Here is a 13,955-nt window from a genome sequence, read left to right on the forward strand (position 1 = left end):
CATTACTTTTTAACATTTTAGACATTATTTAGGAATTTTTTATGAATATTATTGGACATTTAATTAACGGTGAAATTTGTACCGACGCCGCCCGCACTCAAGATGTGTTTAACCCTGCAACGGGGGAAGTGACTCGACAAGTTGCCTTGGCTTCTGTCGAAACAGTAGAGCAAGCAATAACTGCTGCACAAGCTGCCTTTCCACAATGGCGAAATACTCCACCTATCAAACGTGCACGAGTGATGTTTCGTTTTAAAGAGTTGTTGGAAGCAAACTCAGATAAAATATGCGAAATGATAGGCGAAGAGCATGGAAAAATCTCGCATGATGCAGCCGGTGAATTACAACGAGGTATCGAGAACGTTGAATATGCTTGTGGCGCGCCAGAGTTATTAAAAGGTGAGCACAGTAAAAATGTTGGACCAAACATTGATTCATGGAGTGAATTTCAACCCTTAGGTGTTGTTGCCGGTATCACACCATTTAACTTTCCAGCGATGGTTCCATTGTGGATGTTCCCAATGGCGATTGCCTGTGGTAACTGTTTCATATTAAAACCGTCAGAACGCGATCCAAGTTCAACGTTATTTATTGCTCAGTTATTAAAAGAAGCTGGATTACCAGATGGCGTAATGAATGTTGTTAATGGCGATAAAGTTGCGGTTGATGTGTTGTTATCTGACCAGCGAGTAAAAGCGGTTAGTTTTGTTGGCTCAACGCCAATTGCCGAATATATTTATGCCACGGCTAATGCCAATGGCAAACGTTGCCAAGCATTAGGTGGTGCAAAGAATCACGCTATCGTGATGCCTGATGCTGATATGGATAATGCGGTTAATCAATTGTTGGGCGCAGCATTTGGTTCATCGGGTGAGCGTTGCATGGCATTGTCTGTTGCGGTTGCAGTAGGTGACGTTGCCGGTGATGCCTTAATTACTAAAATGACAGCCGCAATGGCAAGCCTTAAAGTAGGTGCATTTAGCGATAGCACTAACGATTTTGGTCCAGTTATTACCAGCCAGCATCGTGACAAAGTGGTTGGTTATATTAATCATGCCCAAGAGCAGGGCGCAACTATTGTCGTTGATGGTCGCAATCCTGAGGTTGAAGGCTACAATAATGGCTTCTTTGTCGGTGGCACCTTAATCGATAATGTCACGGCCGATATGGTGAGCTATAAAGAAGAGATCTTTGGTCCGGTACTGCAAGTGGTACGCGTGCAAACGATGCAGCAAGCTATGGATTTAATTAATGACCATGAGTACGGTAATGGTACTTGTATCTTTACGCGTGATGGCGAAGCGGCTCGATACTTCTCTGACAACATTCAAGTAGGTATGGTTGGTATCAATGTGCCGTTACCCGTGCCTGTTGCATACCATAGTTTTGGTGGCTGGAAGCGTTCGTTTTTCGGTGATTTACATGCTTACGGTCCAGATGCGGTTCGCTTCTACACCAAGCGCAAAACAATTACCCAACGCTGGCCTTCAGCAGGTGTTCGTGAGGGCGCAGAGTTCTCAATGCCAACGTTGAGTTAATTGAAATGTAATTAACTCTGCCTTAGTATAATTATCGCAAGCTAATGGCTATTCCTTTTTATCGATGGAATAGCCTTTACTTCTTTAGTTTTTGGAACCCCTTTGATGCTTGCGTAAGTGCATCTGTCTCGCCTATAATTAGCGCGAAATTTATCAAAGGATATAAAATGACAGTTCAGCGAAGAGAGAAAGGTTCATCTATCACTAGGGTGCTTGAAATCATCGAGGCAATTTCTCGTGCCGAGCGACCTATGTCACCCGCTGAGTTAGCATTTTTACTTGATATTCCTAAACCCAGTATTCATCGTTTACTACAGCAACTTGAAGCTGATAATTATGTGCAGATTAATATGCGCGGCTTGTTGGTTCCTGGTGATCGGATGCATAGTATTGCTTTAGGTGTGCTCCATAGCAGCCGATTTAAAGCATTGCGTCAGGCCATTCTAAAAAAACTGGCGGAAACCATTGGTGAAACCTGTGGTATCGCAATTCCTGATGGCATCGAAATGATCTATTACGATCGTGTTCAAACTAATTGGCCATTACGAGTTAATTTACCTGTCGGTAGTCATACGCCTGTAGCGTGTACTGCCAGCGGAAAGCTTTATTTAAGTTCTCTGCCTAAAGAACGTCGTCATCGTATTATAGGTAAGTTATCACTTGAAAAGCTGGCTCGTAATACGTTGATTGAGTCAGAATCATTAGAAAAAGAGCTTATAAATATCCAAGCTAATGAGTTAGGAACCGATAACGAAGAATTTATAGATGGCATGGTTGCCTGTTCGGTGCCTATTAAAGATCAAGATGGTAAGTTGTTTGCCTGTCTTTTCACCCATGCCCCCGTGATCCGCAAAAGTTTAGATGAATTATTAGCCTTTGAACCAGCATTGCGCCATGCGGCCATAGAGTTAGGTGATCTACTCAAAGAACAATAAAGCAGATCCTAACCACCACTTACGAATCAGGCTGGATTATAAGTAACTTTTGTTTCATAAAATCGATAAACACACGGTTTTTATTAGGTAGGTATTTACTTTGTACATACTGTAAACAAATATCACCTTGGTAACTCCCTGTTAACTGCCAACCTTCCAATAATGGAATGAGCTTCCCCGTTTTAATACCCTGTTGCGCGATATAATCCGGCAATGGCCCTATACCAAAACCCTGTTCTATCGCATCTCGACGCATGTCACTGTGGTTAAGTAGATATGAACCAGCAACTTGTACGGTTGTTTGTTGATTTTCATTAATAAAGCGCCAACGGTTATCGACCATGTTTTCGCCTAAACAAATACATGATAAATATTTTAAATCATCGGGGTGTGTTGGTGGTGTATGGCTTTGTAGGAATTCAGGACTGGCACATAAAACCTGTTCAACGCGACCAATTTTAATATTTACTAAGGCTTCAATCGGGTAATCATTAATATGAATCAAGAAATCAACACCGTCATGAATAGGATCTAAAATACGGTCGGTTACTTTTAAGTGTAACTGAATGTCCGGATAGCATTTTAAAAATTCAACAAATAGTGGTCGTAACACCTTGTTCGCAAGTGATTTTGGCGCTGATACTCGCAACAGCCCTCTAACCGTCGATGTTGCAGAGCGACTGGCATTAACTGCTTGGTCCGCAGACTCAACCATCTGTTTACAATAATCAAAGGTTAACTTACCTGACTCCGTTAACGCCAGTTGCCTTGTAGTACGCTGCAATAGCTTGATGCCTAACGCATCTTCTAACCTACTAATCTGACGGCTCACTGCTGAAGGTGTGACCCCAAGTTTTTTTGCCGCCTTACTAAAGTTTCCTTGCTCGATCACAGTAACAAAAATAGCCATATCAGATAATAAAGGGATTAATTTATTTGTGTCCATGAAGCACAAGTCCTTTGTCAATTAAGTGTATTGTTTAAAATAACTCATATATTAACATAGTTGCATAGTAATAAATGAGTTGCTGCGAGCAAACTTAAAATTGTAAGAGGTAAATATGGAATTGTTAATAAATACTTATATGGCAGAAATTATAGCGGTGAGCACAATTGCTATTTTTATGGCTATGTTACCCGGCGCTGATTTTGTGATGGTGACACGTACGAGCATCTACAATGGCCGTTTTGCAGGTTTATATATGAGCTTAGGTATGTGTTTATCTGTTTGTATTCACGCCAGCTATTCTATTGCTGGATTAGCAGTAGTGATAGCAAATTCGCCATGGTTATTTTCAGCAATCAAATATTTAGGTGCGGCTTATCTTATTTATATTGCTTGGCAGTTATTAACAACACGTGAGAGTTTAAATAAAGACCAAAGCAGTTCAACGACTCAAATGTCACCTTTTATGGCATTACGTTTAGGCTTTACTTGCAATATGTTAAACCCCAAAACATCTATTTTCTTCTTAAGTATTTTTACGCAAGTGGTGTCGATAGATACCCCGATAATAATGCAAATAAGTTATGGCTTGATCATAGTGTTGGCACATTTTATTTGGTACAGCGGTGTGGCTTTATTGTTATCACACCCAAGCATATTGCCTCGTTTCAATCGACAAAAACAAAAAGTTGATAAAGTAGCAGGATTTGTATTGATGCTAATTGCTATAAAGCTCAGCTTAGTTTAATTAGCATGTTTAAGTCAAAAATGGCTTCTATGTTGATTGTGATAAGCGATAATGATCACTGTGGAGTTCAGTGATCATTTCATTATCGGTGAATAGTTATTCTAATGATTATGTGCAGCCAGCCACTTATCAATTAAACTTTCTTATTTCGTTACGGTTTTCAAAGCGGATTTACCCATCATTTTTTAAGATGATTTGTGGTGCTGTATAGGCTTTAGTTCCCCATAACGGAACCGTAGAAAGACTATGCTTAAAACTTCCTGAGGTTTCTTTGGTCGCGTAAGACAAATACATCAATGTTTGATTTTGGGCGTCATAAATACGTCTTACTTTCATGGTTTTAAAAAAGATGCTTTTTGATTTTTTAAAGACTACTTCGCCAGATTTACTTTTATCTATTTGAGCGATCATCGTTGAGGTGATTTCACCTGTTTGACGACAAGCGATTGAACTATCACTGGGATCAGATAAGCTCAAATTCGCTTCAACACTTGCTATGTGACAAGTAACGCCGGGCACTATGGGGTCAACTAAGGTATTTAGTTTAATATCCTTGAGCGTAAACATACCTAATGAAACATCACCTACTTCATTATCAGAGCAGCCCATTAGCAGCGTTGAAAAACTAACTGCCAGCATAAATTTTTTCATGAATATTCCTTGGAGTAATATCAGTCGTAATATTATACCCGTTACCTTTCAGAATGCTCGATTCAGAGTGTTTGAGCAATTTCAGTTTGAGGCGCGTCAATTAAATCAGGGTTATTCCCTATTTCCTTGTCGCAACAATAAAATGATATTGCTCAAGCGCTTCTACGATGGTGCTAAAAACGATTTATACATCGTTATTGATTGCAGGGAATAACCATTCACTGCAATCAATGCCTTGCCTAAATCGATTTTTTCTTCCACTGAAACAAGCATATTGAATGGCAACGGGTATAGATAAGCAAATTATAAAGAGTGTATCACACTGAAATTTTAGCTATTAATATTCTCTTTTAAGAGATTTAACCTATCACTTGCGACTAACTCACCAAGATATAAGACAAAAGCCAGTAAATGACCTGTGCATTTAAAATATTTTGTATACAATAATAGATTGTTATTTATCATTCGGTGAGCCAGCCTTAACGCTCACTTTTATATTGGAGTAAACCAATGCGTTCTTTTTCTCGCTTTTCTTGTCGATTAGCTTTTGCTGTTAGTGTTCTAGCGACACCTTTCATAACGGTGGCAAATACCACTGTTGCTAGTAGTACAGGGGCTAGTAACCTCTTTGAAGCTAAAGATATTTTTTCACTGGAATATGCCAGCGATCCGCAAATATCTCCAGATGGCGAAAAAATTGTTTATATCAGAAATTCAAACAATATTATGACCGATGATAAAAACAAAAACCTATGGTTGGTTGATGTTGACAGTAAAAAGCAGTTACCACTTTTTTCTGATGACAAACAATATTCACAACCGCGTTGGTCAGCTGATGGCGAAAAAATTGCCTTTGTCAGTAATTTAACCGGCAGTTATCAAATACACGTGCATTACCTTAAACAAAATCGCACAGCTTTAGTTAGCCAAGTGCAAGGCGGTGTGAGCAGTTTAACCTGGTCACCAGATGGAAAATGGCTGGCGTTTACAAAACTTGTTGCCGATAAAAGAACGGTTATTGCCAAAATGCCTAAAAAGCCTAAAGGGGCTAAATGGTCAAAACCTGTCGTTGTTATTGACCAAGCATATTATCAAGCAGATGGCCGCGGATTGCTTAAACCAGGTTACAAACATATTTTTGTTTTACCTAGTGAGGGTGGTACTCCACGTCAGATCACTCAAGGGGATTTTCATCATAAAGGAAAGCTTGCTTGGAATAAAAAAAGTGATGCTATCGTTTTTTCAGCAAATCGTATCTCAGATTGGGAATATAAATCACTTGAAGGTGATTTATTTAAAGTGATGGTAAATGATGGTGAGCTAACGCAGTTAACCTCTACACCGGGTAAAGAGTTTAATCCTGTGTTTTCTGAAAATGGTGAGAAACTTGCCTTTTTGTCGACTTCTAACGCATTGAACCCTTATCGTAATGCCAAATTAAATATTATGGATTGGAAGTCTAAAAAAACGAGTGAGATTGCGAGTGATTTTGACCGTTCTATCCAAGACCCACAATGGTTATCAAGCTCGTTGTTAGCGATGACTTATGATGATTTTGGTAAGCGTAAATTGGCGACTATCTCAACCAAAGGTAAAGTTAAAGACTTAACGGATACTCTAGTAGGAAGTAGCATTGGTCGTCCTTATATCAGTGGTGGTTTTACCGCCTCAAGTGAAGGTTATATGGCCTTTACGCAAGGTAGTAGTTCACGTCCAGCAGATGTTGCAGTTATTAACACCCGTAAAAAACTTGTTAAACTAACACAATTAAATGAAGACTTATTGGCACATAAAAACCTAGGTAAAGTCACTGAAATTAATTATAAATCATCATTTGATGATGAGCCTATTCAGGGTTGGTACGTTACCCCACCAAACTTCGACCCTAAGAAAAAGTATCCCCTTATTTTAGAGATCCATGGTGGTCCACACTTAGCTTATGGCCCACATTTCTCTGCTGAACTTCAACGTTTTGCAGCGCAAGGTTATGTGGTGTTTTATGATAACCATCGCGGTAGCAGTTCTTACGGCGAGCGTTTTGCTATGTTATTGAAGTATAAATACAGTTCGAAAGAAGATTTTGCCGATCATAACTCAGGTGTCGACGCTATGTTGGGCTTGGGCTTTATTGATGAAGATAATTTGTTTATTGCTGGCGGCTCTGCTGGCGGTATTGCAACGGCTTATGCTATTGGCTTAACCGATCGTTTTTCTGCCGCTGTAGTGGTTAAACCGGTTATTAACTGGTTAAGTAAAGTACTAACAGCGGATAGTGGTTTAGGGCAAATACCTACACAGTTCCCAGGAATGCCTTGGGAACACGTTGAACATTATTGGAAGCGTTCTCCAATGTCATTAGTAGGTAACGTTACAACACCGACTATGTTGATGACAGGTGAGGAAGATTTACGTACACCAATGGCGCAAACTGAGCAGTTTTATCAAGCGCTTAAATTAAGAAAGATTGATACTGTATTAGTCAAAGTACCTGGCTCGCCTCATGGTATTGCGGGTAAACCGTCAAGAATGATTACTAAAATTGAACATACCCTTGCTTGGTTTGAAAAATATAAAACCAAGGCTGCTGAGTAGAATAACGAAAATTAGTAAGGTAATAAATCATACCTGAACGTTATTTTATTACCAACGGTTATGACAGCAAAGACCAAGCTATACCTTTTGGTATTAATTCAGCTTGGTCTTTTTTTGTTTTTTTTTCGGGGGGAAGGAATATTTTATTAAAAATCCTGTTAACTCGCCCTGCATTTCATAATGTGAAATCACCAGTTAGTGCTTATGGAAATTTAAAAAATTATGATGTGATGTGGTCTATAGTTGAATTGGCTTAGCCCTTTATTGATACCCAAGCTACTTGAATATGTGTGTTTCAGGACGTTTGAGGCACTCATGATCAAGTAGCTTGGGTATAAGTAAACTGAAAATATAGATCGTCAGATTTTTTCAGTGCTGTCGTAGCCTCAATTTCTATTCTACTTCTACTCCAAAGGAAGATATTTATCTATGCTGAATTTAACTATTCGTCGTAAAGTTGTACTTACTACCTTGACTGCTGTGGTGCTATCAATATTGATTGTTAGTGCTTTTGCCCTTAACTCAAGCCGCACCATTATTATGGAGGCTGCCATTGAACGAGAATTGCCCGCAGCGCTTGGTGAGGTAGCTAATAATCTTGATGCGCAATTATTGTTGCCTATTACCGTTGCGCAAACTATGTCGAGTAACCTGTACTCTCAGCAGTTTATTGCCACTGGTGAACAGGAGAAAAATCATCAACACGTGATCGCTTATTTGAAAAGTATCCAGAGTGAATTTAATACAATCAGTGCCTTTTTAGTCTCAGCCAATACCGGAAAATACTTCACACCGAGTGGACTTTTCAAAACCTTGTCGCCACAAGAAAGTAAAGATCAATGGTTTTATGGTTTTATCAATAGTGGAAAAAAATATGAACTGAGCTTAGATGTTGATGAAGAAACCAATATTCCGACCTTATTTATTAATTATTTAATGAAAGTTTCGGGAAAACCTAGTGCTGTTGTAGGCGTTGGTCTATCACTAGAGAATATGGCTAACAGTATAAGTCAGTACCGTATTGCACAAACAGGTAAGGTGTTTTTAGTTGATCAACAGGGCAAGATAAAGCTTCACCCTGATACTCAACAAATAGGTAAAGATTTAGCTGATATTGGTGTTAGTAACAGCCAGGACCTCTTGTCTAAAGCGCAGTTTAGTTCAGCTGAATTTACCCTTAATGGTATTAAAACCCTTATTGCGAGTCGTTATTTAGACAGTATTGGTTGGTATGTGGTTGCCGAAGTGCCTAAAGAAGAAGTTCTTGGAGGATTAACCCAAGCAACATGGGCCTTAGTGATGATGGGCATCATTATTGCGGTGATTTCTGCATTTGTTAGTACTTGGCTTATTTCTCGTTTGATTGCGCCTTTTGGCCAGCTTGCTGATATGTTGGCTGAAATTGGTAAAGGTGGCGGTGATTTAACGCGTCGTTTAGATGATTCACGTCAAGACGAAGCGGGTACTATGGCGAGAGGTTATAATCAATTTGTCAGCTATTTAAGTGAATTATTACAACAAGTCTCTAAAACAGGTAATGAACTTGCCGTGGCGATTGAACAAATAGATTCTCAAGCGAAGTCGATGGAGTCTGAGATAAATGAGCAAGTGAGCCGAGTTGAGCAAATTGCCACAGCAATGCATGAAATGGGTATGACGGCAGAAGAAATTGCTGGCAGTGCTAATAATGCGGCACAAAGTGCACAAGCTGCTGATGAAACAGTGCAGCAAGGTAATAATTCAGTGGTACAAACTATCGCCAGCGTTTCCGATATGAGTGAGCAGCTGGTATCTACCAGTACTATGATCGCTCAATTAGCTGAGGATGCACGTTCTATTGATACAGTGGTTGAAGTAATACGAAGTGTGTCAGAGCAAACTAACTTATTGGCGCTAAATGCAGCTATTGAAGCGGCACGCGCAGGAGAGCAAGGTCGAGGTTTTGCCGTCGTTGCTGATGAAGTTAGGACGCTTGCATCACGCAGTCATGACTCTACTAAAGAAATTAGAAATATTATTGAAAAGCTGCAAGCAAAAACAGAAGAAGTGGTTGCCGCTATTTCTCAAAGCACAGAACTCAGCACTACGAGTCAAACTGAGGCGGGTCATTCAGGCAAGCACCTAGAGAGTATTTCTGAAAGCATCAGTATAATGAATGATATGAACTTACAAATTGCTACCGCTACCGGGGAGCAATCGAATGTAGTGGGTGAGATTAACCCTCATGTTACAGCGGTTGCGGATATTTCACGTGCTAATAGCGATATCGTTCAGCAAACCTCGATTGCTTGTAGTGAGCTCAGAGATAAAGCCATTCACCTGAATGAATTGGTCTCGCGCTTTAAGTTTGACTAATATTAATTATCTGGAAAAACGGTGACTTTCAAATGGTCTGATACCAAGTCCATTAAGTTATTTACCACTCAGCGATAATTAAAAGGCTTAGAGGCAAGGCATTGATTGAAGAGAATGGTTATTCCCTTATCAAAATCAATAACACAGCATGTAAGTCTTTTAAACTCGCCCATGGGAGCTTGTCAGAAAAGCAATATCTGCACAAATTTGTTAAATATAGAATGGATATACTTATACAAATTTTGTTTGTTATAACTCTTCTGACATAGCTCTGAGGTGGGAATAAATTTGATGGAATTGGTACAGATATCCACTAACGTCGTTGCTTTCAATCACAATAGCCCGCTATTGCTCAATAAAACGCCTTGTTTTTGAATGTTTATTTTCATTTGATTCTTCTTAAATAACCTGAACTCTGGATAATGAGTGCTTGATGATTAAGTAAACTCAACAACTTAGATTGTTACGTATGAAAAGTAATAAAATTAAAGTAGTTATACGCTTTATCAATGTTTCATTTTATTCAATTATCAAGGCAAAACGTTTATGAATAGCTGGCTATTTATCGACGTTTTAACGCTGAGAATTGGATGAAGAGGAATGTTGAGCAAGTGCTGCTTATCCAGAGTTCAGGTTAAATAGGAATAAAAATTCATTATTCGAATATAACATTATTTTTAATAAAGCTGTTTTATAGAGCATAGCGAGCAATAAAAAATGCCAGTCAGGTAACTGACTGGCATTTTTTTATTCGCTATCTATTCATAACATAGCTAAGTTGAATAGTTCAACTTAGCTATGACTACCAAATGCGAACGCGTTCATCTTCTGCTAAATACAAAGCATCACCTGGTTTTACGTCAAACGCTTTGTACCATGCATCATGGTTACGCGGTGCTTGAGCACGAAAACGACCTGGCGCATGTGTACCACCACGAAGCTGGTTTAACATACTTTTTTCAGTGCGTTTTTCTTTCCATACTTGTGCCCAAGCTAAGAAAAAACGTTGATCACCGGTAACACCGTTAATAACTGGTGCTTCTTTGCCATTTAAGCTTAATCGGTAAGCATGGTAAGCCATAGATAAACCGCCAACATCACCAATATTTTCGCCTAAGCTATTGCGGCCGTTAACAAAGTTATCAGGAATAGGCTCATACTGATTGTATTGTGCAACGAGTTGGTCTGCTTTAGCATCAAAAGCATCACGATCTTCATCAGTCCACCAGTTACGTTGAATACCATTAGCATCTGACTTTGAACCTTGATCATCAAAACCGTGACCCATTTCATGACCAATTACTGCACCAATTGCACCGTAATTAACTGCAGCATCAGCATTTGGATCGAAAAATGGCGGTTGTAAAATTGCTGCAGGGAATACAATTTCATTAAATGAACTGTTGTAATAAGCGTTTACACGTTGTGGTGTCATACCCCAGCGATTACGGTCGGTTTTCTTTAACTCTTTTGCAACGCTATCAGCATTAAAAAATTGACGAAGATGTTTGATGTTACCAACCAAGTCATTTTTAGAAATGGTTACGCCATCAAACTCCTGCCATACATCAGGGTAACCAATTTTAGGATTAAATGCGGCAAGCTTAGCATGAGCGTTAACTTTGGTTTCTTCACCCATCCAATCAAGTCCGTCGATACGTTGGCCTAGTGCAGTACGTAAGTTTTCAACGAGTTGAGCCATTTGTAGTTTTGAACTTTCAGGGAAGAAACGGGCGACATACACTTTACCAATAGCAAAACCTAAAGATTCAGTATCAGACATTTCGCCGATAGCGCGCTTCCAACGTGGACGAGGCTCTTGCTGACCACTTAACTCCTTGCCATAAAAAGCAAAGTTAGCCGCATAAATATCTTCAGATAATAAATCGGCATTACCACTAATAGTATGGAAGGTTAAATAGTCTTGCCAAATCGATAATGGCTCTGAATTAACCAAAGCGATCATTGCTTTAACTGGTTCAGGCTGAGAAATATTAAGCTGTGGCACTTTGTAGCCAGATTGAGCGAAGTAAGTATCCCAGTCAAAATCTGGGTATTGTTTAGCTAAATCGGTACGTTGTACTTGGTTTAAGGTTAGGTCGCGATTACGTTTTTTCTCACGTGGCCAATGACCTTGAGCAATTTTAGTTTCTAGCGCTAAAATCTGTTCAGCACGTACTTGACCGTTTTCAATGCCAGCAAAACTCAACATAGTAACGATATGTTCTACATAGGCATTACGCGTTTTCTCAAATCGTTCACTTTCTTCTAAGTAGTAAGAACGATCAGGAAGACCTAAACCACCAGCACCAACAGACATTTCATATTGATTTGGGTTTAAACGGTTAAACCACATATAACCGCCAATAGGAGACTTAGCACCTGTTAACCATGCTTCACCAAATATTTTGGTTAAGTCTTCAGTATTTTTTACTGCGCTAATTTGGTCTAAAGTCGATTGGATCGGGCTGATGCCTAATTTATTAACGGTTTCAGTGTCCATATAGGCTTGATAAAAATCAGCCACTAATTGTTCATCAGCGTTTAAATCAGTACGGCTAGTAATGTCGTCAATAATTTCTTTTACTTGTGTTTCGCTTCGCTCAGCTAAACCCGTAAAAGCACCAAAACGTGTTTTATCGGCAGGCATTATATAATGGTCATACCAAGTACCACTAGCATACATAAAGAAGTCATCACCAGGTTTTACTACTTCATTACGGGCGCTTAAATCAACACCGAAGCTTCCTAGTTCGGCTTTACTGGCCATAGTACTTTTATTATTGTTGTCTTTACTCGCGTCAAACATGCCACAACCGCCAATAACGGTAGTTGCTAAGGCAATGGCTATCAAAGTTTTTTTCATAGAATAACTCTCTTTTTAAATTAATTAGTAATACGGTTTATAGCGACATTAAAAAAGCATCTAAGTGTTGATGTATCAACTAAGATGTCGGGATTGCTTCATTACTTTTTTAAATATTAATTATTCGCTTATAGTTAACGGTACCACTTTGAACCCTGACATTTTCGCGTATGTTAATAAAATGTCAACCTAGATACGTTTAACGGTAGGGTTTACTCGACGAGGTCATTGTTACTCTACCGTTACATATCTCTATTCGTTGAGGGGGAAAACAAACAATAGTTATGCATGGTCTTTTGTGAATTACACTCCTGACTCGTCATCCCCAGTCAAATCATCTTTGCAATTATTGATTTTGCTAGGTATAAAGACGGCCACGATTTGTTATTTTATGAGTTAGCTTGGTGAAAACACTTTCATTTATATTTTTATTACTGGTTGCAGTTCCCGTACTTGCAAAGTCTTCTTTAGAAAAATCAGGAGACATCATCCACTTGCTTTTACCTGCAACGGCCCTAGGCGCAACGTTAGTGATAGAAGATGATTATGAAGGCAGCTGGCAGCTTATAAAAACAGGCGTTGTCTCTCGTGTGGCGGTGGAAGGATTAAAGTATGGCGTTGATAAAGACAGACCAGACGACTCTGGCGATGACTCTTTTCCGTCAGGTCATACGGCTGATAGTTTTGCTGCAGCAACCTTTATTCAACAACGTTATGGCTGGAAGTGGGGTATTCCTGCTTATATCGGTGCGACTTTTGTGGGTTATAGTCGAGTTGAAAGCGATAAACACTATCTAGAAGATGTTCTAGCGGGGGCTGCTATAGGTATCATTTCAGGCCTATATTTCACTGAACCCTACTCAGGTATTACTATTTCACCTACAGCTAAAAGTGGGCATTACGGCATTAACTTCAGCGGCAGCTTTTAACCAGTTTAGTTACGTTATAAGAGATTTTATCTATGAATAATAAAGTATCACAAGAAACTCAAGAGCAAGCGCTCAAAGTTGCCAAAGGCACACAAAAAAAAGGGCAAACAAAAGAGCAAACTAAGCTCATTGCCCAAGGGATAGAAAAAGGTATTTCAGAATATAAAAAACAGCAAAGTAAAAAGTCACGTGAACGAGATAAAGACCGTAAACAGCAAGTAAAGCAAAAACAGCTGCTCACAGAAGACACCACTGAGCTGACCGAAACTCAAAGTAGCAATTACTTACCTTGGATACTATTAGGTGTTAGTTGGCTTGGTTTTATTGGTTACATTTTCTTGAGCTAATGCGTTAAAAAATAAATTAACTAACCCGTTACTTGTTTACTTAGCTGG

At 39.2% G+C, this 13,955-nt stretch carries 10 protein-coding genes; 7 read left to right on the top strand and 3 right to left on the bottom strand.

The annotated features are described in order from the left end of the window. Nucleotides 1-41 precede the first annotated feature (41 nt). Both CXF79_RS04655 and CXF79_RS04660 read left to right on the top strand, forming a co-directional pair. Complete coding sequence (locus CXF79_RS04655) at nucleotides 42-1,538, top strand: CoA-acylating methylmalonate-semialdehyde dehydrogenase (protein ID WP_101154152.1); 1,497 nt, start codon at nucleotides 42-44, stop codon at nucleotides 1,536-1,538. Nucleotides 1,539-1,705: 167 nt separating this feature from the next. Continuing rightward, on the top strand, nucleotides 1,706-2,473 hold the full coding sequence (locus CXF79_RS04660) for an IclR family transcriptional regulator (RefSeq protein WP_011042270.1): 768 nt from the start codon (nucleotides 1,706-1,708) through the stop codon (nucleotides 2,471-2,473). 19 nt (nucleotides 2,474-2,492) lie between these two features. On the opposite strand, the gene CXF79_RS04665 is transcribed toward CXF79_RS04660, so the two are convergent. Then, entirely contained in the window at nucleotides 2,493-3,419 is a 927-nt protein-coding gene (locus CXF79_RS04665) for a LysR family transcriptional regulator (RefSeq protein ID WP_101154153.1), read from the bottom strand. Nucleotides 3,420-3,534: 115 nt separating this feature from the next. Here CXF79_RS04665 and CXF79_RS04670 point away from each other — a divergent pair, with 115 nt between their 5' ends. Next, complete coding sequence (locus tag CXF79_RS04670; RefSeq protein WP_101154154.1) at nucleotides 3,535-4,167, top strand: LysE family translocator; 633 nt, start codon at nucleotides 3,535-3,537, stop codon at nucleotides 4,165-4,167. A 171-nt stretch (nucleotides 4,168-4,338) separates the two neighbouring features. On the opposite strand, the gene CXF79_RS04675 is transcribed toward CXF79_RS04670, so the two are convergent. Then, nucleotides 4,339-4,818 (bottom strand): CreA family protein, encoded by a 480-nt coding sequence (locus CXF79_RS04675; protein WP_101154155.1) that lies wholly within the window; start codon nucleotides 4,816-4,818, stop codon nucleotides 4,339-4,341. A gap of 510 nt (nucleotides 4,819-5,328) precedes the next feature. Between CXF79_RS04675 and CXF79_RS04680 the strand changes: the two genes are divergently transcribed. Together CXF79_RS04680 and CXF79_RS04685 are read left to right on the top strand one after the other, a co-directional pair. After that, entirely contained in the window at nucleotides 5,329-7,410 is a 2,082-nt protein-coding gene (locus tag CXF79_RS04680) for a S9 family peptidase (RefSeq protein WP_101154156.1), read from the top strand. Between the two features lie 429 nt (nucleotides 7,411-7,839). After that, entirely contained in the window at nucleotides 7,840-9,765 is a 1,926-nt protein-coding gene (locus tag CXF79_RS04685; protein WP_101154157.1) for a methyl-accepting chemotaxis protein, read from the top strand. Nucleotides 9,766-10,567: 802 nt separating this feature from the next. Here the strand turns inward: CXF79_RS04685 and CXF79_RS04690 are convergent. After that, nucleotides 10,568-12,631 carry a M13 family metallopeptidase gene (locus tag CXF79_RS04690; RefSeq protein ID WP_101154158.1) on the bottom strand — a complete coding sequence of 688 codons (2,064 nt, stop codon included), beginning with the start codon at nucleotides 12,629-12,631 and terminating at the stop codon, nucleotides 10,568-10,570. A gap of 434 nt (nucleotides 12,632-13,065) precedes the next feature. On the opposite strand from CXF79_RS04690, the gene CXF79_RS04695 reads away from it, so the two are divergent. Together CXF79_RS04695 and CXF79_RS04700 are read left to right on the top strand one after the other, a co-directional pair. After that, nucleotides 13,066-13,560: a phosphatase PAP2 family protein gene (locus CXF79_RS04695; RefSeq protein ID WP_442871891.1), complete on the top strand. Its 495-nt coding sequence runs from the start codon at nucleotides 13,066-13,068 to the stop codon at nucleotides 13,558-13,560. A gap of 32 nt (nucleotides 13,561-13,592) precedes the next feature. Beyond that, the gene (locus tag CXF79_RS04700; RefSeq protein ID WP_011042279.1) at nucleotides 13,593-13,907 is read left to right on the top strand and encodes a DUF2956 domain-containing protein; all 315 of its coding nucleotides are present in this window, start codon (nucleotides 13,593-13,595) and stop codon (nucleotides 13,905-13,907) included. Nucleotides 13,908-13,955 lie beyond the last annotated feature (48 nt).

It is taken from the genome of Colwellia sp. Bg11-28 (assembly GCF_002836245.1).
In the GTDB taxonomy this organism is placed as follows: domain Bacteria; phylum Pseudomonadota; class Gammaproteobacteria; order Enterobacterales; family Alteromonadaceae; genus Colwellia; species Colwellia psychrerythraea_A.